Origin of the sequence: Pseudomonas sp. NPDC087814 (assembly GCF_044742865.1) — a bacterium.
GTDB lineage: Bacteria > Pseudomonadota > Gammaproteobacteria > Pseudomonadales > Pseudomonadaceae > Aquipseudomonas.
Genome location: NZ_JBIUVK010000026.1, coordinates 51,925 through 74,441 on the forward strand (window position 1 = coordinate 51,925; position 22,517 = coordinate 74,441).

Genomic DNA, 22,517 nt, shown 5'->3' on the forward strand with positions numbered 1-22,517 from the left:
GGCGCCCGCGGGGTGGGGGCGGGGGGTGCCGTCCCCCCCCCCCCCCCGTCCCCCCCCCCCCCCCCCCCCCCCCCCCCCCCCCCCCCCCCCCCCCCGCTCCCACATTTGATTTGTGTCGCTCAGAAAATGGTCGGCAGGCTTATTTACGCTGCAACAACCCCGGGAACTGCGCTACCAGCTTCTGGTTGTTCAACGGCGCCCGGATAAACCCGCGCTGGGTGCCGTCCGGCCCGATCAGCGCGAGGTTGCCGCTGTGGTCGACGGTGTAGTTGGGCTTGCTGGTGTCTGCCGGAATAAACGGAATGCTCACCGCATTCGAAACCTTCTGCACATCGTCCACACTCGCACCGGTCAGGCCCTCGAACTGTGGATCGAAGTAGCCCAGGTACTGCTTGAGCTGCGCCGGTGTATCGCGGTTCGGGTCAACGCTGACCAAAATCACCTGCAACTTATCCACAACGTCTTTGGGCAGCTCGCTCTTGATCTGCCGCAGTTGGGCGAGGGTGGTCGGACAGATGTCCGGGCAGAAGGTGTAGCCGAAGAACAGCACGCTCCACTTGCCTTTCAGCTCGTTGACCACCACCGGCTGGCCGTCCTGGTTGGTCATGGTCACCGGTGGCAACTGGCGGCTTTGCGGCAGCAGGATGATGCCGGCATCGATCAAGGCCGTCGGGTCGCCCTGGCCTTTGCCACTCAGTACTTTGTTGACGGTCAGGCCCATGATCAACGCGACAATGGCCACCAGAATGAAGACAGTTTTTTGAGTTCGAGTCATAGGTTCAACAATAGGTAATGGTCTACGAGCAGGGCGATAAACAGCATGAACAGGTACCCGATAGAGTACTTGAAGGTGTTGATCGCCGCGTGCGGCCGACTGCCACGGTACAGCACCCAGGCCCATTGCAGAAAGCGCCCGCCCAGAACCAGTGCGCACACCAGGTACAGCATGCCGCTCATGTGGATGACATAGGGCATCAGGCTGACCGCCAGCAAGGCGAAGGTGTAGAGCAGGATATGCACCTTGGTGTAGTGCTCGCCGTGGGTCACGGGCAGCATCGGGATGTCGGCCTTGGCGTATTCCTCCTTGCGGTGAATCGCCAGGGCCCAGAAGTGCGGCGGGGTCCAGGCGAAGATGATCAGCACCAGCAGCAACGGCTCGGCGCTGACGTGGCCAGTGACGGCAACCCAACCCAGCAACGGCGGCGCGGCGCCAGCCAGCCCACCGATGACGATGTTCTGCGGCGTCGCACGCTTGAGAAAACCGGTGTAGATCACCGCATAACCCAACAGCGAGGCCAGGGTCAGCCAGGCGGCCAGTGGATTGGTAAACGCCAGCAGCAGCGCCAGCCCGGCAACCGCCAGCACCATCGCAAAAACAAGCGCCGCCACAGGCGATACGCGCCCTTCCGCCAGCGGGCGTTTATGGGTGCGCGCCATCAAAGCATCGATGCGCCGGTCCACCACATGGTTGACCGCCGCCGCGCCGCCGGCACACAGCGCGATCCCCAGGTTGCCGAAAATCAGCACCGGCCACGGTACCCCCGCGCGGGTGGCGAGGAACATGCCCACCAGCGAGGTGATGAGCATCAGCACCACCACTTTTGGCTTGGTCAGCTCCAGATAGTCACGCCAGATCGCCTGGCTGTGACGCTCGCTGATCAAGGTCGCCATGGCATCTCTCCTTTAATGGTTATGAGGCCCGACACGTGTTTACGCGGGCTGAAGCGCCAGCCGAACGGCAACTGATGTCGCACCCGAACCAGGCTGGTGCGGGCGTGGTAATTGACCAGCACCAGCGTCAGCAGCAACGCCGCGCCGCCGGCGTTATGCGCGACCGCAACCGGCAGCGGCAGGTGGAAGTACACGTTGCTCAGGCCCAGGCAGATTTGCGCCGCCAGGGCGATCAGCAACAGGCCGGCCAGGCGGGTCATGCCGACCACCTTGAGCTGCCAGGCCAGGCCCAGCAACACGACAGTGACCAGCAGCGCGCCAATCCGGTGGGTGAGGTGAATCGCCGTGCGCGCATCACTGTCCAGTTGCCCGCCGAGGTAATTGGGGCCGATATGCTGGGTCAGGTGAAAGCCATTGGCGAAATCCGCCGCCGGCCACCATTGCCCGTGACAGGTCGGCAGGTCGATACACGCCACGGCTGCGTAGTTGGAGCTGACCCATCCACCCAGCGCGATCTGGCCGATCACCAGCACCAGCCCGGCCGTGGCCCAATACTGCAAACGCCTGGGCACGATCAGCGCCGGCAATACGCCGGACAATCGCAGCGTCAGCAAGAACAGCAGGCTCAACGTCGCAAACCCGCCCAATAAATGCCCGGTGACCACTTGCGGCCAGAGCTTCAGCGTCACCGTCCACATGCCAAACGCTGCCTGGGCGAACACCACTGCCAACAGGAACAACGGCAGCTTCAACGGCTGGCCCGGATGATGCCGATGGGTCCACGCGCGCGCCGCCAGCAGCACGATCAACAGCCCGAGGGTGCCGGCGAAGTAACGGTGGGTCATCTCGTTCCAGCCCTTGTCCGCCTCGACCGGCGTGTCCGGGTAATGCAGTTCAGCATGGGCCAACTGGGCTTCGCTTTTCGGCACGCTGATAAAGCCATAGCAACCCGGCCAATCCGGGCAACCGAGGCCCGCGTGGGTGAGGCGGGTATAGGCGCCCAGCAGCACCACGATCAGGGCCAGCAGGGTGGCAAACAGCGCGAGGCGAAATCCAGGTTTGGCCATGACGGTGTCCTTATCCGATGTTCGACAGTTTCAGCAGCAGGCGCAGGTCGTTGAGCAGGTCCTTGCCCTTGACCCGGGCGTCGTAGCGCAGCACCAGGTTGCCGTGGGGGTCGACGATCCACAGCTGGGCATCGCCGCTGCCTTGGGCGGCGGCGTCTTTGTTGAAGGTCGACAGGTCCAGGGAATAGCGCTGCAGTTGCGGGTATTCGGCCTTGAGTTTGGCGTCATACACGGTGCTGACCGGCTGCGCACTGGCCAGGGCGTGGCTGGCGCGGGAGGCATCACGGCCCAGGCCGATCTGGAGTTGGCGTGCGAGGTACACCAGTTGCTGGCAGTCGGCGGCGCAAGCGGTGGGCGCGGTGACCAGCAGTTGCCAGCGGTCTTCGTCAGCCTGCACGCCAATGTCGGCACGGGTCTGGCCATTGCCGATCATCTCGCCGTGGTAGCTGCGGCTGTCCGGCACCCAGAACTGCAATTTGTACATAAAGGTGGCGAGCACCATCGGGCCGACCACCATCAGCAGGATCAGGATCAGTTGCCAGCGGCCCTTGCGCCGATTGGGCGCTGCCGGCGCGTCAGACATGTTGAGTGGATTCATGGCCGCTCCCATGGCGCTTCTCCTTTTTTGTGTTGTGCCATCCGAGGTAGAGGTAAAGGCCGAACAGCGCCACCGCCATGGCGAACCACTGCACGGCATAGCCCAGGTGTTTTTCCGGGCCCATGGCGACCACGGGCCAATTGGTTTCGAAAGTGCCAGGGCCCGCTTCAGCCCGCACTTCATAGGCGAATCCGCTGCGGCCCAACTCGGTCCACAGCGCTGCGGGATGCAGCGCGGTCAACAATCGTGGCCACTGTGCGCCCGCCGGATCGGCATGCAACTGGAAGGTCTCGCCAGGCGCCACATAGACCCAGGCGTCGAGATTCAACAGTTGTTCGGGAGTGGTGAAAACCGGCGGTGCACGGCGGTCCGGCCAGGGCAGCCAGCCACGATTGAGCAACAGCCACTCGCCGCTGGCCTGATCATGGAAAGGTTGCAGTAGCTCCACACCGACCTTGCCGTCGCGAAAGCGGTTATCCAGCAACACGCTGTGCTCGGCATCGAACTGCCCGCGCAAATGCACACGACGGAACGCCGGATCTTCGGTGGCCTGCAGTTGCGTACTGCTCATGGGCTCGGCAGCGCGGCGCTCGGCGTAAGTGTCCAGCAGCGCCTGTTTTTCGTGACCGCGAGACAGCTGCCAAAAGCCGAGAAATACCAGTAACGGCAGCAGCACGAGTACCACCAGCGTCGGCGCAATACCGGGGCGAAAGGGTTTCATGGCATTGCCGCAGAGGTCGGTGCTGCGCTGGCTATACTGAATCTCATTGCTCGCCCCCTCCAAAAAAGAGCCCCGGAGCCCACCATGCTCAAAGCAGCCATTGCCCTGATGCTGATTGCTACCGTCGTGAGCCTGTTCAGTGGCTTGTTCTTCCTGGTCAAGGACGAGGGCAACTCCAACCGCCTCGTCACTGCCTTGACCGTGCGTGTGGTGCTGGCCGTGATCACCCTGGGGTTGATCACCTGGGGTTTCTTCAGCGGCCAACTGGTATCTCATGCGCCCTGGTGAAACACCTCAAAGCACGTAAACGAAGAAAAACAGCCCGATCCACACCACGTCCACAAAGTGCCAATACCAACTGGCCGCCTCGAACCCGAACTGGTGTTCGTTGTTGAAATGCCCCTTCAGGATGCGCATCAGCATCACAAACAAAATGATCGTGCCGATGGTCACGTGGGCACCGTGGAAGCCGGTGAGCATGAAGAAGGTCGCGCCGTACACGCCGGACCCCAGGGTCAGGCCCAACTCCTTATAGGCATGGATGTATTCCTCGGCCTGGAACCCGAGAAACGCCCAACCCAGCAACACGGTGATCGCCAGCCAGATCTTCAGTGCGCCGCGATGGCCTTTGCGCAAGGCATGGTGGGCGATAGTGATGGTCACGCTGGAGCTGACCAGCAAGATCGTGTTGATCAGCGGCAAGCCCCACGGGCTGATGGTGCCCTTGGGCGCCGGAAACATTTTCGGGTCAGGATTGTTCAGCAGCGGCCAGGCAAATTCGAAGTTCGGCCACAGCATGTGCGCGATGCCCTTGTGGCCTTCGCCCGCCAACCACGGCGCCGACATGTGCCGCACATAAAACAGCGCACCGAAAAAAGCGATGAAGAACATCACTTCGGAAAAGATGAACCAGGTCATGCCCCAGCGAAAGGAGCGGTCCATCTGCGAACTGTACAAACCGGCGCGACTTTCCTTGATCACCGCGCCGAACCAGCCAAACATCATGTAGGCCAGCAGCAAGCCACCGACGAAAAAGATCAGCGGGCCGTGGGATTCCGGGCGTGCGGCCTTCAAATCGTTGAACCAGGTCGCCAATCCGAACACCGTGATCAGCATCCCCAACGTAGCAATTATGGGCCATTTGCTTTGCGCTGGTACGTAGTACGTATCATGAGTCGACATGTATTCGTTCTCCTAATCGAGCCCGCAAGCAACGCCTAGCCGCCGGTATGGACAGCCACGGGCGGTTGGCGCGCGGTGATATCGAACAGCGTGTACGCCAGGGTCAAATGCTTCACATCCTTCGGCATGTCGCGGTCGACAATGAAGCGCACCGGCATCTCTATGCGCTGACCTGGCTGTAGCACTTGCTGGGTGAAGCAAAAACACTCGGTCTTGTGGAAGTACATCGCCGCCTCGGCCGGCGAAATGCTCGGCACCGCCTGGGCGGTCATCGGCTTGTCGGTGGGGTTGTAGGCCACGAACAGCATCTCGGTGACTGCGCCGGGATTGACCACCACCTCGTCGGCCTTGGAGTGGAATTCCCAGACCATATCGATGGCATTGGTGGACAGGAACTGCACCCGCACCTGCCGCGTCGGGTCCACCACCTGCTCGCCTTCGTACTGCCCGGCGGTCTTGCCATTGATGCCGAACGCCTTGCACATCACGTCGTAGATCGGCACCAGGGCAAACCCGAAGGCGAACATCGCCACCACCAGGATCAGCAGGCGCGTGACCAGGCGCTTGATAGGCACGGACTCAAGCATGGCGGCCACCTGCGAATGAATGTTCTGCGAATGGCCTTTCTGTGGGAGCTGGCTTGCCTGCGATACTGGCAACTCGGTCTTTCAGGTACACCGAAGTGATGCCATCGCAGGCAAGCCAGCTCCCACAGGATAGGGAGGTGTTCATTTGACCTCCGGTGGCGTGGTGAAGGTGTGGTACGGCGCGGGCGAAGGAATGCTCCACTCCAGTCCTTCGGCGCCATCCCACGGCTTGGCTGGCGCAGGCGGGCCGCCACGGATGCACTTGATGACGATGAACAGGAAGAAGATCTGCGTCGCGCCAAAGGTGAAGGCACCGATGGAAGAGACCATGTTGAAGTCGGCGAACTGCAGGTTGTAGTCCGGCACCCGACGCGGCATGCCGGCAAGCCCTACGAAGTGCATCGGGAAGAACGCCATGTTCATCCCCACGAACGACAGCCAGAAGTGCAGCTTGCCCAGGGTTTCGTCGTACATGTGGCCGGTCCATTTCGGCAGCCAGTAGTAGGCCGAGGCGAAGATCCCGAAGATCGCCCCAGGCACCAGTACGTAATGGAAGTGCGCCACCACGAAGTAGGTGTCGTGGTACTGGAAATCCGCCGGGGCGATGGCCAGCATCAGCCCGGAGAAACCGCCGATGGTGAACAGAATCACGAAGGCCACCGCGAACAGCATCGGCGTCTCGAAGGTCAGCGAGCCTTGCCACATGGTGCTGACCCAGTTGAACACTTTCACGCCCGTGGGCACCGCGATCAGCAGCGTGGCGTACATGAAGAACAGCTCGCCCACCAGCGGGATGCCCACCACGAACATGTGGTGCGCCCACACGATGAACGACAGGAACGCGATGCTCGCCGTGGCGTACACCATCGAGGTGTAGCCGAACAGCGGCTTGCGCGAGAAGGTCGGGATGATCGAGCTGACGGCACCGAACGCCGGCAGGATCATGATGTACACCTCGGGGTGGCCGAAGAACCAGAACACATGCTGGAACAACACCGGGTCACCGCCACCAGCGGCACTGAAGAAGCTGGTGCCGAAGTGGATGTCCATCAGCATCATGGTCACGCAGCCCGCCAGCACCGGCATCACCGCGATCAGCAGGAAGGCTGTGATCAGCCAGGTCCAGACGAACAGCGGCATTTTCATCAACGTCATGCCGGGAGCGCGCAGGTTGAGGATGGTGGCGATGACGTTGATCGCGCCCATGATCGAACTGATGCCCATCAAGTGGATGGCGAAGATGAAGAACGTCACGCTTTCCGGCGCGTAGGTGGTGGAGAGCGGGGCGTAGAAGGTCCAGCCGAAGTTCGGCCCGCCGCCGGGCATGAACAGGGTGGAAACCAGCATCAGGAACGCCGCCGGCAACAGCCAGAAACTGAAGTTGTTCATGCGCGGCAGGGCCATGTCGGGCGCGCCGATCATCAACGGGATCATCCAGTTGGCCAGGCCGACAAACGCTGGCATCACCGCACCGAACACCATCACCAGGCCGTGCATGGTGGTCATCTGATTGAAGAACGCCGGCTCGACGATCTGCAAACCCGGCTGGAACAGCTCGGCACGGATCACCATGGCAAACGAGCCACCAAGCAGGAACATGCAGAAGCTGAACCACAGGTACATCGTGCCGATGTCTTTGTGGTTGGTGGTCAGTACCCAACGCATCAGGCCCTTGGCGGGGCCGTGAGCGTGGTCACCGGCATGACCGTGGTCATCGATCACAGCGCTCATGGCCTTTCTCCTGCGAACGAGTGGGCGGGACGGTTCAGGGAATATGCAATGAAGGAAGTCATTTGCTTTCCGCCTGTTTCAGAGCCAGCACGTCTTTAGGTGTGACCATGTCGCCTTTGTTGTTGCCCCAGGCGTTACGTTCATAGGTCACGACCGCCGCGATATCGACTTCCGACAGTTGCTTGCCGAACGCCGCCATGGCGGTGCCGGGCTTGCCGAAGTACACGCGGTGCAGGTGGTCTTCCTTGGGCCCGGTGGCAATCGGCGAGCCCTTGAGCGCCGGGAACATCGGCGGCAGGCCCTGGCCTTCGGCCTGGTGACAGGCGACGCAGGTAGTGTGGTAGATCTTGTCGCCACGGGCCACCAGCTCATCCAGGGTCCATTCCTTGGAGGTCAGCTCCTTGAGCTTGGCGGCCTCTTCCTTACGCTCGCCGAGCCAGGTGTCGTAGTCGGCCTTGGATTTGACCTCCACCACGATCGGCATGAAGCCGTGGTCCTTGCCGCACAGTTCGGCGCACTGGCCGCGATAGATGCCGGGCTTTTCGATGCGGGTCCAGGCCTCGTTGACGAAGCCGGGAATCGCATCACGCTTCACCGCAAACGCCGGCACCCACCAGGAGTGAATCACGTCCGCAGCGGTCACCAGGAAACGCACCTTGGCACCCACCGGCAGCACCAGCGGCTGGTCGACTTCCAACAGGTAATGCTCGCCTTTGACGGCCTGGTTATGGATCTGCTCGGCGGGCGTGGCCAGGTTGCTGAAGAACTCGACATCCTGGCCCAGGTATTTGTAATGCCACTTCCACTGGTAGCCGGTGACCTGGATATCGATATCCGACTCAGTGCTGTCGTAGATGTTGATCAGCGTCTTGGTGGCCGGAATGGCCATCGCCACCAGGATCAGCAAGGGCACCACGGTCCAGAGAATCTCCACCGTCGTACTCTCGTGGAACTTGGCTGCCACCTGTCCCGTGGAGCGCCGGTGAACGATCATCGACCAGAACATCGCGCCAAACACGACGATGCCAATCGCCACACAAATCCAGAAAATGGTCATGTGCAGGTCAAACACGGCGTGACTGACTTCAGTGGCCCCTGGCGCCATATTCGTTGTCCAGGCGGCTTGCGCCTGGCCGAATACTGACCACAACAGGAGGCCCATCCAAACATGTGGATGTCGCGTCATTGCGGGTTCCCCTTATCATTCTTGTTATCCCGCCGGTTTGCACCTGCGGCCAAGGGAGCGGCTTCCATACTGCTTACAACCGCCAGGCCTTGCCTGCTCATGCAGTCGGGCGTCATCAGCTAATTGCGTACAAAATCGAGTATAGACAGCGACCGCCACCCCGCAATGTGATCGGGCAAATGAACGAAAATGAGGAAACGGACCACACAACAGGACCGGTGGCGCGCGTTATCCGACGAACGATGGCAATTTGATATAACGCCAGCGCATAACCATGAAATAATTATGACAAATGCGTCTTAGGCTCTCGTATAAACGAGCTACCTTATGCTCTCCCTATTTCCTACGCCTGCATCACTGGAGCTTTCATGAACACCGCCGCATTGCGCGAGCAGATTTCCCGTGCCCATCAACACGAATCCAGCACTGGCCAGCTTGCTCAGCAGCTGGAAGTCCAGTTACCGCACCTGCACCCGGCGATTTCCGTGCCTGACGTCGACGCCAAGGGCGTGATGACGCGTTTTGTAAGCGCCTACATCGACCAGGTCCCCGATCTGCTGGACGCGGCCAACGATGTCGCCCGCGAAGCCGGTATTGAAAGCCAGATCAAACCGGTGCTGAAAATCGCCGAGCATTTCTTCCTGCAGCCGCCGGCGATCCTGGCCGGGCATGAAGGCCTGGACGGTTTGCTGGATGAGGCTTACCTGGCGCATCGCCTGGTGGAAGAGGTCAACGATCTGTATATCAAGCACTTCGGCCAGCCGTTGATTCCGCTGGATACCACTGTGGCGAACGTGATTGCCCACCAATTGATCGGCGAGGCGTTTGCCAATCAGCTGGATGAGGCGGTGCACCACGCGGTGGATGAGATGCTTAACGAAGAGAGTTTTGCGCTGGAGTCGGTCGAAGCCTACCGCGACAAGCTCAAGAGCCCGGACACGGAAGCGGCGTGGAAGCGCTGGCCGTGCCTGTCGCGGCAGTTGGGCGTGGGTCTTGAGCTGGACCAGCCAGCTTAGATTTGCCGGCTTGCAAAGATCCAATGTGGGAGCGGGCTTGCTCGCGAAAGCGGTGTATCAGAAACACATTCAGTGACTGACACTGCGCCTTCGCGAGCAAGCCCGCTCCCACATTTTGATCCGGTTTCGTCAGCCAACAGACGGCGCCGAGCCTATTCCGGTCGTCGTTCTTACCCGTCCTTCCAACCTGCGCTTCAACCCCCGCGCCTCGATCATCAGCTTCGAGCCCTTGGCCGCATTGGCCCGACCCCATTCCTCCAATAGCTCAAGGCAGGAGTGGTCGATATAACTCAGGTTACTGAGCGGCACATGCAAGGTGGTCCCGGCGGGTACCGTCGACAGCACCTGGGTCAATGCAGGCACCTTGAGAAAGGTCCCGGCCCCCGTCAATCGCAGCTCCATCTCGCCCTCCTGCGGCAGGTCGATCAGGCTTATCTTCAAGCGTGAGGCCTTGAACGCCAGCTTCACCAGCGTCAACCCGAAGCCCACCAACACACCCGTCAGCAGGTCGGTAAAGATGATCGCCAGCGCCGTCGCCGCGTAGGTAAACATCGGCATTCGCCCGTAGCGCGCCAGGCCACGAAACGCCTTCATGTCCACGAGCTTGATTCCGGTGTACACCAGCACACCCGCCAGGCTTGCCACCGGAATGCTTTGCAGCACACTGGACAGCAACAGCACGAACGCCAGCAGCCACAAGCCGTGGAACATCGCCGACAAACGCGTGGTAGCGCCGGCCTGGACGTTGGCCGAACTGCGCACGATCACACCGGTCATCGGCAGGGCGCCGACCAGGCCACACAGCATGTTGCCCACACCTTGTGCCGACAATTCCTTGTCGAAGTCGGAACGCTGGCCACTGTGCATACGGTCGACTGCCGCCGCCGAAAGCAGCGTTTCAGCGCTGGCGATAAATGCCACGGCGAAGGCCGCGATCAACAGATTGGGATCCGCCAGGTTCAGCAGGTCGCTGGGGCGCAGCCAATCGATGGCATCCGCGAGATTTTCCGGCACCTCCACCCGCTTGACCTGCAACGCCAGCACCAGGCTGGTGACTGTCGCCAAACCCACGCCGAGCAGGGCGCCGGGGACGAAGCGCAGCTTTTGCGGGCGGAACTTGTCCCACAGCCACATCACCATAATCGTCGACAGCCCGAGCAAACCGGCCTGCCAGCCGAGCCCGCCGCCCAATGTGGGGATCGCCTGGATCAGTGCCGCAGGGAAGCCGGCGAGGTTATCCAGCCCCGAGGGCTTTGGCACACCGTCGAGCATCACGTGTACTTGCGACAGGACAATCAGTACCCCGATCCCCGCCAGCATCCCGTACACCACTGCAGGCGCAGTCACGCGGAACCAGCAGCCCAGGCGCAAACGCCCGGCCACCAATTGCAGGAAGCCCGCCAGCAACAGGATCGGCCCGAGCATGGCCATGCCATGCTGGCGAACCAGTTCGAACACCAACACCGCCAAACCTGCCGCCGGACCGCTGACTTGCAACGGCGACCCCGCCAGCCAACCGACCACCAGGCCACCGATGATCCCGGTGATCAAGCCTTTGGCCGGAGGCATTCCGGACGCGATGGCGATCCCCATGCACAGCGGCAGGGCGACCAGAAACACAACCACGGAAGCCAGCAGCTCCCGTGGCAGCACAGCTTTCAATTGAGCAGCACGCATAATGACTCTCCCGAGGCATTCGCCGGGCGTGGCAAGGCCTGGCTGCTCGAACGGCAGCCATCGCGTTACCCGACAGGGGATTGTTTTAGAAGCGCGCTTTAGGCGTCGCGGATGGAATCGGCTGGGTACCGTTCAAGGGCAGGAACGCTGCCTGATCCGCATCGTAGGCCCTGATTTCGCTGGTCTCGATGTCGTAGACCCAGCCATGGATAAACAAATGCCCGTTGGCCATGCGCGAGGCCACGGAGGGATGAGTGCGCAGGTGCTGCAGTTGGGCGATCACGTTTTCTTCGGTCAGCACGTGCATGCTTTCGTGTTCGTTGGCGCAATCGCAGTTGTCCTGGACCATGGTCTTGGCGACTTCGGCGTGGCGCAGCCAGGCCTTTACCGTGGGCATTTTTTCCAGGCTTTGGGGGTTGAGCACCGCGCGCATGGCGCCGCAGTCGGAGTGGCCGCAAATGATGATGTGCTGCACACCAAGGGCCAGTACCGCGTACTCGATAGCCGTTGAAACACCGCCGTTCATCTGCCCATAAGGCGGCACGACGTTACCGACGTTACGGGTCACGAACAAATCCCCAGGGGAGCTATGGGTGATCAGCTCGGGAACGATGCGCGAGTCGGCGCAGGTAATGAACATCGCCCGCGGGCTCTGGGCCGTGGCGAGTTTTTTGAAGAGCTCTTCCTGCTGGGGGAAGATCTCGTTATGGAAATGCAAAAAGCCTTCAACGATGTGCTGCAGCGCTGCATCGGCGGATTCCGCCTCGTGAGGGGCTGAAGCCGACGCAGCCAACGGCTGTTTATCCTTGTCACTCATAATTCATCCTCTTGGTTGGAGCAGGGGAGTTTTCCAGTGCGGCCGGCGCCCAAACTGAAGCGCCGACTCATTAGTCACTCGATGAACAAGGTACCCGCCGAAACTTAACTCAAACTGAATGAGCCGCTCTAGATCGGGGCTTTCAGTGATATCAAAACGCGACTATTCCTACAGAAAAGTACGCTTATCCAGCAGTTTACAATAATGCCATCTGTCTGCCCGGCGGACAAAACGCCGTGCAATCCAGATTAAACCCTTCCCGCCGGTTGAGCCCCAATCGTTTGATCGCCTTGGCGAAACGTTGCGCCAGCAAATCGGCAAACGGCCCTTCGCCACGCATGCGTACACCGAAGCGGCTGTCGTAGACCTCACCGCCGCGCACCTGCCGCACCAGGCTCATCACATGGGCCGCGCGCTGCGGGTAATGGGCCGCCAGCCATTCCTCAAACAGCGGCGCCACCTCCAGAGGCAAACGCAGCATCATGTACGCCGCGCTTTGTGCCCCCGCGGCATGAGCTTCGGCCAGCAGGCTTTCCAGCTCGCTGTCGTTGATCATCGGGATCATCGGCGAACACAGCACGCCCACCGGGATCCCCGCCTCACGCATCACCCGGATCGCCCGCAGCCGGGCCTTGGGTGCAGCCGTGCGCGGTTCGAGGATGCGCTTGAGTTCATCGTCCAGGCTGGTGAGGCTGATCATCACCGCCACCAGCCGCTGCTGCGCCAGCTCGGTCAGCAGGTCGAGGTCCCGCAGGATCAGCGAGCCCTTGGTAATGATCGTCACCGGATGACGGTAGCGCAGCAGCACTTCGAGGGTTTGCCGGGTGATCTTGTACTCGCGCTCGATGGGCTGGTACGGGTCGGTGTTGGAGCCCAGGTTGATCGGCGCGCAGGTGTAGCCCGGTTTCGACAGTTGCTGCTCAAGCACGTCGGCGGCGTTGGTCTTGGCGATCAGCTTGGTTTCGAAGTCCAGCCCCGGCGACAGGTCCCAATACGCGTGGCTGGGCCGCGCATAGCAGTAGATACAACCATGCTCGCAGCCGCGATACGGGTTGATCGCCCGGTCAAACGGGATATCCGGCGAGCTGTTGCGGGTAATGATGGTTTTCGCGGTTTCGATACGGACTTCGGTGCCCTGGGTCTGTGGCACTTCCTGATACCAACCGTCGTCTTCCGCCACGCTGACGGTGGGCGCAAAACGGTTGTGCAGGTTGGTGGCCGTGCCGCGCCCGCGAGGCGGCAAAGGGACATTCATAGTCAGACCTCATAAACTGTATCCATATACAGTATTCGAGAAGATCGCTTTTCACCAGCACCACTGGGCGGCGCGGTCTAGCATCGACCTTCGCACGAACGGAATGACACCTTCCTACATGTAACCAAACAAGAAATAAATCGCGACATATGTGACATGGATAAAGTTATTAACACATCGCTATGATCACAACTTAACTCATTACCACCTACAGGATATTTATGTCTCAGGATGAACTACGCTTTACATGCGAAGACTTTGAAAAAGATAACAGCCCGGAAGTATTAATGGAGCGCTTTACCGACGGTAAACTGTCCTACGCCATGTATGCCTCTTCCTCCAACAGGGACGGGCACTACGACACCACTTCCTCCACCACCGACCTGGATAACGACGGCGACTTCGATGAACAGGACAAGACCATCTTCCTGAACATGGCGAATAGCTTTGTAAAAACCTGCGCCCCTCGATAATTAATCGGCTAGTTGCCAGGCTTATATATAAAACTATAAACCTGGCAACTGACACTACTTCTCTGAAGTTTGATCAGCTTCGGTAGTTACTGCATCTTTTCGCAAGTCTTTCACTTGCGAAGCCTTTACAGGCTCTCCCTTATTACCCCAACTGTCCCGAACGAAACTGACGACATCCGCCACTTCCTGATCCGACAGCCGCCAGGCAAACGCCGGCATGGTGAAGGTCGAAGGTGCCGTATGCGTCGCCGGCAACGTGCCGCCGTTCAACACGATGTTGATCAGCGACGTCGCATCCGCCGTCTGCAATACCGGGTTGCCCGCCAGCGCCGGGAACACGCGGGTGTAGCCGTGGCCGTCGGTACGGTGGCACGCCGCGCAGTTGTCGATGTACACCGAGGCACCCGGCTTGCTGTCATCACCCTTCCACAGCGCATCGGCGACCTGCTTGTCGTACTGATGCGGCTGATCCTTGGGATCCACCGCCGGCAGGGTCTTGAGGTAACGGGCGATAGCCGTCAGGTCCTCTTCCGACATGTACTGCATGCTGTGGACCACAACGTCGCTCATGCCGCCAAACACCGCACTGCGATCACTGCGCCCGGTCTTGAGGAATTGCACCAGTTGCTCCTCGCTCCAGCTACCCAGGCCGTCCTTGTGGTCGCCCCGCAGGCTCTTGGCAATCCAGCCTTCCAGCGGCGCACTGCCGGACAGGAAAGCGCTGCCATCCGACGCACTCAGGGATTTTTCCTGCATAGTCAGGGCCCGTGGCGTATGGCAGGCACCGCAGTGGCCAAGGCCCTCTACCAGATAAGCGCCACGGCTGATCACCGGATCGGCGCCCGCCTGGGCCTGGTAGTCCTCGACCTTGGGCGCAAACATCCAGCGCCATCCGGCCAACGGCCAGCGCATGCTCAACGGCCAGGGAATGTCGCTGTCCTTGTTCACCTGCGCCACCGGCTCCACGCCCTTCATGAAGTACGCGTACAACGCCTGCATGTCGCTTTCGCTGACCCGCGCGTAAGACGGGTAGGGCATCGCCGGGTAAAGCGTACTACCGTTCTTGGCGACGCCATGGCGCACGGCCTGGTCGAAGTCTTCGAAGCTGTAGTCGCCCAGGCCGGTTTTATCCGGGGTGATGTTGGTGGAGTAGATGGTGCCGATCGGGGTTTCCATCGGCAGGCCACCGGCGAACGGTTTGCCGCCCTTGGCGGTGTGGCAGGCCACGCAGTCACCGGCGCGCGCCAGGTATTCACCCTGTTTGACCAGATCGGTTTCAGCCGCACTCACCGAGCAGCTGCTGAACAAAGCCAGGGACGCGATAACAAATGCTTTCATGGTCATCGCTCCTTATGCCTGAACCAGTGGGCCGGGGTTTTTCAGGTACTGCTCGCGAATTGCCCGCGCCGACCAGTAGGTCAGCGCCGCCACCAGGCCCGTAGGGTTGTAGCCCAAGCCTTGTGGGAACGCGGAAGCGCCCGGGACAAACACGTTGTGTACGTCCCAGCACTGCAGGTAGCGGTTCAAGGCACTGGTTTTCGGGTCGGTGCCCATGATCGCGCCACCGTTGAGGTGGGTGGTCTGGTAAGACGCGGTGTTGAAGTGCTCGCCCACCTTTTTGCCCAGCAAGGCAATCGCCTTGGGGTTCATCGCTTCGGCGATCTTGCTCATTTTTTCGACCATGAAGCGGTTCATCTTGATGTCGTTTTCCTGCCAGTCGAAGGTCATGCGCAGCAGCGGCAGGCCGTAGGCATCGCGGTAAACCGGGTCCAGGTCGAGGTAGTTGCCACGGTAGGATTGGTGGGCGCCATGGGCATCCATCGACACCTGGTGAGTGTAGTAATCAGCCGTGGCGCGCTTCCACGCACTGCCCCAGGCCGGCGTGCCCGGCGGGTTGGAGGTGCCCGCAATCGGCCGGCTGCCCGCCTGGTTGACCCACATCGGCGAGCCGCCCACAAAGCCGTGCGGCCCATGGTCGAAGTTGTCGGCGTTGAAGTTATCGACCGCCACGCCATTGCCGCCGGCACCGATGAAGTTGTTGGTGTGCACGTCCTTGTCGAAGAACGCCTTGATGGTGGCCATGTTCTGGTAGGCGAAGTTGCGGCCCACCACGCCCTCACCGGAGATCGGGTCGTAGGGTTTGCCGATGCCCGACAGCAGCATCAGGCGCACGTTGTTGAACTGGAAGGAACCGAGGATCACCAGGTCCGCCGGCTGCTCGCATTCCCGCCCCTGGGCGTCGACATACGTCACGCCGGTCGCCTTGCTCCTGGTGCTGTCGAGATTGACCTTCAGCACGTGGGAATTGGGCCGCAGTTCGAACTTGGGTTCCTGGCGCAAGGCCGGCAGGATGTTCACGTTCGGCGAAGCCTTGGAATACATGTAGCAGACATAACCGCTGCAGAAGCCGCAGAAATTGCACGGGCCCATCTGGGCGCCGTAAGGGTTGGTGTACGGCCCCGATGTATTCGCGGAAGGCAGGTTGTAGGGCTTGTACCCCACGGCCGTGGCGGCCTTCTGGAACAGCTGTGCGGAGACTGTGTTCTTCTGCGATTCCAGCGGGAAGTGATTGGAGCGATCCGGTGCGTAAGGGTTGCCGCCCTTGCCTTCGCCCACCAACTGGCCTTTCACCGTCCAGGCTTGCCCGGAGGTGCCGAAGACTTTCTCGGCATAGTCGAAGAATGGTTCCAGCTCTTCATAGCTGACGCCGAAATCCTGGATGGTCATGTCCTTGGGAATGAAGTTTTTCCCGTAGCGCTCTTCGTAATGGCTACGCATGCGCAACTCGATCGGGTCCACCCGAAAGTGCACGCCGGACCAGTGCAGGCCTGCACCGCCGACACCGTTGCCAGGCAGGAAAGCGCCCAGTTGGCGGTTGGGCATCGCCACGTCATTCACGCTATGGCGAATGGTCACGGTTTCCTTGGAGATGTCCTGGAAGAGCTTTTTACGCACGCTGTAGGTCAGTTCGTCGATGACCTGGGGATAGTTGCCGTCCGGGTAGGTGTCCTGCATCGGGCCGCGCTCCAGCGCTACCACGTTGAGGCCAGCTTCCGTCAGCTCCTTGGCCATGATCGCGCCGGTCCAGCCAAAGCCGACAATCACTGCATCCACTTTCTTCATGATGGTCGCCACGTTTACGCCCTCTCGCCACGGATCGAAACAGCCGGGAAGGGGTATTGCTCGTTGCGTTCAACCCAATCCATGAAATCGGCGCGGGCGCCGGGGAAGCCGATCATGGTCCAGCCGACCATGCCTTTGTTGCCACCGTGGACCGGGTCGCAAAAGAACCCTTCCTTGGTGTTTTGCAGCAACAGATTGAAGAAAATCTTCGGCGGGACGCTGTCGAACTGCGCGTCGCCGGCCTCCAGGCGCTGCAACAACTTTTCCTGGGTAGCGCTGTCTTGCTCGGCAAATAGCTTACCGTTCATCGCTTTCGACCAGGCATCCGTGGCAGCAATGCCCAGGCGATAGATCTCCTTGGGCACCAATTTGCTCTGCCAGCCCATTTCAGGCGGCGCGTCGGCATTGAACGGGCCTTGCATGAACCACAGGGCACCCGCCGCGTACGGCGTGTTCATCTGACGGTCGATGTATTCCGGCGCACCGGCTTCCAGGGCGCCTGGACCCTGGTCGTCCGCCGGGATCAGGCGCGCAACGGCCGCGTTGATAAAGGCCCATTCCTCGGCAGTGAAATAGCTCGGCTCATAGGCCTTGCTGCTGACGGGCGCCTTCTCCGGGCTGGCTTGAGCCGGTTCGGGAACCGCCATCAGCATCGAACCGCCCAGGCCCGTGCTGGCGACAGTGACCACGGGGATCAAGGTCAAGGATTTGCGTAAAAACTCACGCCGGGGGTTGTCTTGATCTTGATCAGACATGGTGGCACCTCATCATGTGGTCACGGATTTATCAGCCGCTTCGAGGAACGACTTATAGTTTTGGCAGTAAATGGGATCCAAAGGACCCAAGGGGATAGAACACAGCAGCAATCAATAGTTACAAAGGATAGCAGGCTAAGGATTGGGGAAAATCGTTTCAGCGCGAAAAAATCTGCCCGGAGCCGGCTTATTCACGATTCTTTGACGAGTACCTCACACGGCATTGACCCCCTGTAGGCGAATCTGGGCCCCATCAGCCCCTTCCCTATTCGGTTACATCGCGCATGTTCAAGAATCAATTGCTGCCTGCCGTCAGCCTCGTGTTCATGGCGCTGTTCACCACCGCACCGTCCCAGGCCGAAGAGCTCACGCCCATTCGTTCGTTGGAATGGGCCCAGCCGGTGGGCAATCAATACAACCTGTATCAAATGACGCCCACGCTCTATCGCAGCGCGCTGCCGGATAGCGGTGCTGTTCCTGTATTGGAAAAGCTCAAGATCGGTACGGTGATCAACTTTCTGCCCGAGTCCGATGCCAAGTGGCTGAAATCACCCGGTATCAACCAGGTGCAATTGTCCTATCGCACCAACCATGTCGATGACGCCGATGTGCTCGCAGCGTTGCGTGCGATTCAGGATGCCGAAGCCAACGGCCCGGTGCTGATGCACTGCAAACACGGCTCCGACCGCACTGGCCTGGTGGCGGCGATGTATCGGGTGGTGATTCAGGGATGGAGCAAGGAAGATGCGCTGAACGAAATGACCTTGGGCGGCTTTGGCGCCAGTAGCGGCTTCAAGGACGGTGTTCGCTACATGATGAGGGCCGATGTCGACAAGTTACGCACCGCACTGGCCAACGGCGAATGCAGCACCAGCGCCTTTGCGCTGTGCTCGATGAAAAGCTGGCTGAATACCGCGGAAAACGCCAAAGACCCGGCCGAGGAAAAAACCGCCTGGGTGGTCGCTCCCTGAGCCATCAACCCAGGGAGCGCTTCACGATCAGTCTTTCTTCAGCTTCGGATTAGGGAAGAACTGCACCGCTTGCACCTTGGGGTCCGGTGCTTTCAACGCCGACGTATTGACCCGCGTACCCAATTCCTTGGGCACTGACAGACCTTGTTCATTCAGCGTGTCGGAATAGCCGCAAGCCACGCATTCGCGGTGCGGAACATCGTCCTCGCTCCACATCATCAACTTGTCCGGCTCGCTGCACGCCGGGCAGACTGCCCCGGCGATAAAGCGTTTTTTGGTTTTCACAGGTGCTTCACTCATGCTGCCGCGTCCTCACTCAGGCCGCTGTGGCGCAAGAGTGCGTCAATCGACGGCGCCCGTCCGCGGAAATCGACGAACAGCACCATCGGTGCCTGGGAACCGCCACGGGCCAGGATCGCCTCGCGGAACGCTCGGCCAGTCTCGGCATTGAGTACGCCATCTTCTTCGAACTTGGAAAAGGCATCGGCCGACAGCACTTCCGCCCACTTGTAGCTGTAGTAACCCGCGGCGTAACCGCCAGCGAAGATATGCGCGAAGCTGTTGGGGAAGCGGTTGTAGGCGGGCGGACGCATCACCGACACCTCATCACGCACACCTTCCAGCACCTGCAGCACGCTGCGGCCATCGCCGTGGGTGGCGTGCAGCTCGAAGTCGAACAGCGAGAACTCCAACTGGCGAACCATCATCAGGCCGGACTGGAAGTTCTTCGCCGCGAGCATTTTTTCCAGCAGGTCCTGAGGCAGCGGCTCACCGGTTTCATAGTGACCGGAAATCAGCGCCAGGCCTTCCGGCTCCCAGCACCAGTTCTCCATGAACTGGCTCGGCAACTCCACCGCATCCCAGGCCACGCCGTTGATGCCGGACACGCCGGCGTGCTCGACACGGGTCAACAGGTGGTGCAGGCCGTGGCCGAATTCGTGGAACAGCGTGGTCACTTCATTGTGGGTCAGCAGGGCAGGCTTGCCGCTGTCGGCCGGGGTGAAGTTGCACACCAGGTTGGCCACCGGGCTTTGCAGCACGCCATCAACCGTGCGGCGACGGTCTCGGGCGCCGTCCATCCAGGCACCCCCACGCTTATTGGCGCGGGCATACAGGTCGAAAAAGAAGCGGCCGACGTGCTGGCCGTTTTCCTTGATTTCGAACAGGCGAACATCCGGGTGCCAGGTGTCGAAGCCTTTCTGCTCGGCGATCTCGATGCCATACAGGCGTTGCACGATGGCGAACAGGCCGCTGAGTACCTTGTCGATCGGGAAGTAGGCGCGCAGGGCTTCCTGGGAAACGCTGTAACGCTGCTCACGCAGTTTTTCGCCGTAGAAACCGCTGTCCCAGCTTTGCAGGTCCGCGCAGCCTTGTTCGGCGGCATAGGCCTTGAGCTGTTGCAGGTCCTGGGTGGCAAACGGCTTGCTGCGCTTGGCCAGGTCCCGCAGGAAGCTCAGCACCTGGTCGCTGGACTCGGCCATTTTGGTGGCCAGGCTCAGCTCGGAGAACGAGGCGAAGCCCAGCAGTTGCGCCAGCTCCTGACGCAGGTCGAGGATCTGTTCCATGACCGGGCCGTTATCGTTCTGACCGGCATTCGGGCCTTGGTCCGACGCGCGGGTGCAGTAGGCTGCGTAGATTTCTTCACGCAGGGCGCGGTCGTGGGCGTAGGTCATCACCGCGTAGTAGCTTGGGAATTCCAGGGTGATCAGCCAGCCGTCGAGGCCCTTGGCCTGGGCAGCCGCAGCCATTTGCGCCTTGGAGGAATCGGTCAGGCCGGCGAGGGTTGCTTCGTCAGTGACGTGCTTGGTCCAGGCCTGGGTGGCATCGAGCAATTGGTTGGAGAACTTGCTGCCCAGTTCGGAGAGCTTGCTCTGCACTTCGGCATAACGCTTTTGCTGCTCAGGCGGCAAATCGATACCCGACAGACGGAAGTCCCGCAGGGAGTGTTCCAGGATGGTTTTTTGCGCCACGTCGAAGCCGGCGGCTTCCGGGCTGTTGGCCAGGGCGTCGAAGGCCTGGAACAACTCGCGGTTCTGGCCCATCTCGGTGGAGTAGGCGCTCAGTGCCGGCAGGCACGCCTCGTAGGCTTCCCGCAGTTCGGCGCTGTTGCACACGGCATTCAGGTGGCTGACCGGGCTCCAGGCGGCACCCAGGCGGTCATTGAGTTCGTCCATGGCCAGGACCAGCCCGGCCCAGGTCGGATTTTTACCCTGGCTTTGCAGGATGCCTTCGATGGCGACGCGGTTGTCGGCGAGGATCTGTTCAATGGCCGGCTGCACGTGCTCGGCACGGATCGCCGAGAACGGCGGCAGGTCGTAGGACTGCAGAAGAGGGTTGTTCGCGCTCACGGTTGGCACCTTGGCTGAAGAAACATGTAAGAACAAAGATGGGGCCATCTTAATTACAATCAACGCCCACCGCAGCTATCAGCAGAAGAGAGAGAGCCTATCGTGACCCTTCGCACCTACCAGAATCACACGCCGGCCCTGGCCGCCGGGGCTTTCGTCGATGCATCGGCGGTGGTGATCGGCGACGTCGAAATCGGCACCGACAGCTCGGTATGGCCGCTGACGGTGATTCGCGGCGACATGCACCGCATCCGCATCGGTGCGCGCACCAGCGTGCAGGACGGCTGCGTGCTGCACATTACCCACGCAGGCCCCTTCAATCCTGATGGTTTCCCGCTGCTGATCGGCGACGATGTGACCATTGCCCACAAGGTCATGCTGCATGGCTGCACGGTAGGCAGTCGGATCCTGATCGGCATGGGCAGCATTGTGATGGACGGCGCCGTGGTGGAAGACGAGGTGATCATCGGCGCCGGCAGCCTGGTGCCGCCGGGCAAGAAACTTGAGAGCGGTTTTTTGTATGTTGGCAGCCCGGTTAAACAAATCCGCCCGCTGACTGACAAGGAACGGGCATTTTTCACCTACAGCGCCGCGAACTACGTAAAGCTCAAAGACCTGCACCTGGCCGAAGGCTTCGACCAATGACAAGGACACCCATGCATTACCAGACCGTTTTGTTCGACCTCGATGGCACCCTCACCGACCCGCGCGAAGGCATCACCCGCTCGATCCAGTACGCCCTCGCCAAACTGGGGATCGATGAGCCGGACCTGACCAAACTTGAGCACTTTATCGGCCCGCCGCTGCTGCAAGCGTTCATGCAGTTTTATGGCTTCGACGAAGCCAAGGCCTGGGAGGCGGTGAATTTCTACCGCGAGCGCTTCAAGGTCACCGGCCTGTACGAAAACCGCGTGTTCGACGGCGTGATGCCGCTGCTTGAGGAATTGAATGGCCAGGGCCGCCAGCTGTATGTAGCCACGTCCAAACCTTGGGTATTTGCCCGGGAAATCGCCCGGCATTTTGATTTCGCCAAGCACTTCAAGGTGATCTACGGCAGCGAGCTGGACGGCACGCGCACCAACAAGGTCGAGTTGATCGCCCACCTGATGGCGCAAGAAAGCCTGGACCCGGCCAGCACCTTGATGATTGGCGACCGCAAGCACGACCTGATCGGCGCCCGCAGCAATGGGCTGGACTCAGCGGCGGTAGGTTATGGGTTTGGCAGCCATGAAGAGCTGAGTGCCGAGGCGCCGACCTGGCATTTCGAAACGTTGGCCGAGCTGCATCAGGCGTTTTTGCAACGGCCTTGAATGCGCTATCGCAGGCAAGCCAGCTCCCA

Annotated in this window: 23 protein-coding genes; 6 read left to right on the forward strand and 17 right to left on the reverse strand. The window is 60.7% G+C overall.

Features of this window, described 5'->3' with window-relative positions; translation table 11 throughout:
* Positions 1 to 139 precede the first annotated feature (139 nt).
* From ACIOMR_RS19155 to ACIOMR_RS19175, 5 genes are read right to left on the reverse strand one after another with little or no spacing between them, the layout of a single operon-like run.
* The gene (locus ACIOMR_RS19155) at positions 140 to 775 is read right to left on the reverse strand and encodes an SCO family protein (protein ID WP_008439627.1); all 636 of its coding nucleotides are present in this window, start codon (positions 773 to 775) and stop codon (positions 140 to 142) included.
* Positions 772 to 1,671, reverse strand: a complete 900-nt coding sequence (gene cyoE, locus ACIOMR_RS19160; RefSeq protein ID WP_003214839.1) for a heme o synthase — start codon at positions 1,669 to 1,671, stop codon at positions 772 to 774. Before cyoE ends, ACIOMR_RS19155 begins: the two co-directional genes overlap by 4 nt.
* The gene (locus ACIOMR_RS19165) at positions 1,659 to 2,738 is read right to left on the reverse strand and encodes a heme A synthase (RefSeq protein ID WP_102367831.1); all 1,080 of its coding nucleotides are present in this window, start codon (positions 2,736 to 2,738) and stop codon (positions 1,659 to 1,661) included. Before ACIOMR_RS19165 ends, cyoE begins: the two co-directional genes overlap by 13 nt.
* Before the next feature lie 10 nt (positions 2,739 to 2,748).
* The gene (locus tag ACIOMR_RS19170) at positions 2,749 to 3,348 is read right to left on the reverse strand and encodes a hypothetical protein (RefSeq protein ID WP_401195801.1); all 600 of its coding nucleotides are present in this window, start codon (positions 3,346 to 3,348) and stop codon (positions 2,749 to 2,751) included.
* The gene (locus ACIOMR_RS19175; RefSeq protein WP_102370206.1) at positions 3,314 to 4,057 is read right to left on the reverse strand and encodes an SURF1 family protein; all 744 of its coding nucleotides are present in this window, start codon (positions 4,055 to 4,057) and stop codon (positions 3,314 to 3,316) included. Before ACIOMR_RS19175 ends, ACIOMR_RS19170 begins: the two co-directional genes overlap by 35 nt.
* 84 nt (positions 4,058 to 4,141) lie before the next feature.
* On the opposite strand from ACIOMR_RS19175, the gene ACIOMR_RS19180 reads away from it, so the two are divergent.
* Complete coding sequence (locus ACIOMR_RS19180) at positions 4,142 to 4,345, forward strand: twin transmembrane helix small protein (protein ID WP_010168612.1); 204 nt, start codon at positions 4,142 to 4,144, stop codon at positions 4,343 to 4,345.
* A 6-nt stretch (positions 4,346 to 4,351) separates the two neighbouring features.
* On the opposite strand, the gene ACIOMR_RS19185 is transcribed toward ACIOMR_RS19180, so the two are convergent.
* The 4 genes from ACIOMR_RS19185 to coxB form a co-directional block, all read right to left on the reverse strand.
* The gene (locus tag ACIOMR_RS19185) at positions 4,352 to 5,239 is read right to left on the reverse strand and encodes a cytochrome c oxidase subunit 3 (RefSeq protein WP_003214849.1); all 888 of its coding nucleotides are present in this window, start codon (positions 5,237 to 5,239) and stop codon (positions 4,352 to 4,354) included.
* 35 nt (positions 5,240 to 5,274) lie between these two features.
* Positions 5,275 to 5,826: a cytochrome c oxidase assembly protein gene (locus tag ACIOMR_RS19190; protein ID WP_008439615.1), complete on the reverse strand. Its 552-nt coding sequence runs from the start codon at positions 5,824 to 5,826 to the stop codon at positions 5,275 to 5,277.
* Positions 5,827 to 5,967: 141 nt separating this feature from the next.
* A complete protein-coding gene (ctaD, locus tag ACIOMR_RS19195) occupies positions 5,968 to 7,557 on the reverse strand; it encodes a cytochrome c oxidase subunit I (RefSeq protein WP_003214853.1) in 1,590 nt (529 codons plus the stop codon).
* 58 nt (positions 7,558 to 7,615) lie between these two features.
* Positions 7,616 to 8,743, reverse strand: coding sequence for a cytochrome c oxidase subunit II (gene coxB, locus ACIOMR_RS19200; RefSeq protein WP_003214854.1), 1,128 nt, complete (start codon positions 8,741 to 8,743; stop codon positions 7,616 to 7,618).
* A 368-nt stretch (positions 8,744 to 9,111) separates the two neighbouring features.
* Here coxB and ACIOMR_RS19205 point away from each other — a divergent pair, with 368 nt between their 5' ends.
* Positions 9,112 to 9,759, forward strand: coding sequence for a hypothetical protein (locus ACIOMR_RS19205; protein WP_003214855.1), 648 nt, complete (start codon positions 9,112 to 9,114; stop codon positions 9,757 to 9,759).
* A 129-nt stretch (positions 9,760 to 9,888) separates the two neighbouring features.
* Here the strand turns inward: ACIOMR_RS19205 and ACIOMR_RS19210 are convergent, their stop codons facing one another.
* The 3 genes from ACIOMR_RS19210 to ACIOMR_RS19220 form a co-directional block, all read right to left on the reverse strand.
* Positions 9,889 to 11,436 carry a SulP family inorganic anion transporter gene (locus tag ACIOMR_RS19210; RefSeq protein ID WP_008439613.1) on the reverse strand — a complete coding sequence of 516 codons (1,548 nt, stop codon included), beginning with the start codon at positions 11,434 to 11,436 and terminating at the stop codon, positions 9,889 to 9,891.
* A gap of 85 nt (positions 11,437 to 11,521) precedes the next feature.
* On the reverse strand, positions 11,522 to 12,253 hold the full coding sequence (locus tag ACIOMR_RS19215) for a carbonic anhydrase (RefSeq protein ID WP_003214859.1): 732 nt from the start codon (positions 12,251 to 12,253) through the stop codon (positions 11,522 to 11,524).
* 196 nt (positions 12,254 to 12,449) lie between these two features.
* On the reverse strand, positions 12,450 to 13,508 hold the full coding sequence (locus ACIOMR_RS19220) for a PA0069 family radical SAM protein (RefSeq protein WP_003214861.1): 1,059 nt from the start codon (positions 13,506 to 13,508) through the stop codon (positions 12,450 to 12,452).
* A gap of 287 nt (positions 13,509 to 13,795) precedes the next feature.
* On the opposite strand from ACIOMR_RS19220, the gene ACIOMR_RS19225 reads away from it, so the two are divergent.
* Complete coding sequence (locus tag ACIOMR_RS19225; RefSeq protein ID WP_177040934.1) at positions 13,796 to 13,981, forward strand: hypothetical protein; 186 nt, start codon at positions 13,796 to 13,798, stop codon at positions 13,979 to 13,981.
* 54 nt (positions 13,982 to 14,035) lie between these two features.
* On the opposite strand, the gene ACIOMR_RS19230 is transcribed toward ACIOMR_RS19225, so the two are convergent.
* From ACIOMR_RS19230 to ACIOMR_RS19240, 3 genes are read right to left on the reverse strand one after another with little or no spacing between them, the layout of a single operon-like run.
* Positions 14,036 to 15,319 carry a cytochrome c gene (locus ACIOMR_RS19230; RefSeq protein ID WP_087694557.1) on the reverse strand — a complete coding sequence of 428 codons (1,284 nt, stop codon included), beginning with the start codon at positions 15,317 to 15,319 and terminating at the stop codon, positions 14,036 to 14,038.
* 12 nt (positions 15,320 to 15,331) lie between these two features.
* On the reverse strand, positions 15,332 to 17,116 hold the full coding sequence (locus ACIOMR_RS19235) for a GMC family oxidoreductase (RefSeq protein WP_401195810.1): 1,785 nt from the start codon (positions 17,114 to 17,116) through the stop codon (positions 15,332 to 15,334).
* Positions 17,117 to 17,118: 2 nt separating this feature from the next.
* Entirely contained in the window at positions 17,119 to 17,859 is a 741-nt protein-coding gene (locus ACIOMR_RS19240; RefSeq protein WP_003214869.1) for a gluconate 2-dehydrogenase subunit 3 family protein, read from the reverse strand.
* 284 nt (positions 17,860 to 18,143) lie between these two features.
* Here ACIOMR_RS19240 and ACIOMR_RS19245 point away from each other — a divergent pair, with 284 nt between their 5' ends.
* A complete protein-coding gene (locus ACIOMR_RS19245; RefSeq protein WP_177022430.1) occupies positions 18,144 to 18,830 on the forward strand; it encodes a tyrosine-protein phosphatase in 687 nt (228 codons plus the stop codon).
* Positions 18,831 to 18,857: 27 nt separating this feature from the next.
* Here the strand turns inward: ACIOMR_RS19245 and ACIOMR_RS19250 are convergent, their stop codons facing one another.
* Positions 18,858 to 19,130 (reverse strand): YheV family putative zinc ribbon protein, encoded by a 273-nt coding sequence (locus ACIOMR_RS19250; protein ID WP_003214872.1) that lies wholly within the window; start codon positions 19,128 to 19,130, stop codon positions 18,858 to 18,860.
* Complete coding sequence (prlC, locus tag ACIOMR_RS19255; RefSeq protein WP_003214874.1) at positions 19,127 to 21,178, reverse strand: oligopeptidase A; 2,052 nt, start codon at positions 21,176 to 21,178, stop codon at positions 19,127 to 19,129. The genes ACIOMR_RS19250 and prlC overlap by 4 nt, the downstream gene beginning before the upstream one ends.
* A 102-nt stretch (positions 21,179 to 21,280) precedes the next feature.
* Here prlC and ACIOMR_RS19260 point away from each other — a divergent pair, with 102 nt between their 5' ends.
* A complete protein-coding gene (locus ACIOMR_RS19260) occupies positions 21,281 to 21,823 on the forward strand; it encodes a gamma carbonic anhydrase family protein (RefSeq protein WP_003214876.1) in 543 nt (180 codons plus the stop codon).
* An 11-nt stretch (positions 21,824 to 21,834) separates the two neighbouring features.
* Positions 21,835 to 22,488, forward strand: coding sequence for an HAD family hydrolase (locus ACIOMR_RS19265; protein WP_177009008.1), 654 nt, complete (start codon positions 21,835 to 21,837; stop codon positions 22,486 to 22,488).
* The last annotated feature ends 29 nt before the right edge of the window (positions 22,489 to 22,517 follow it).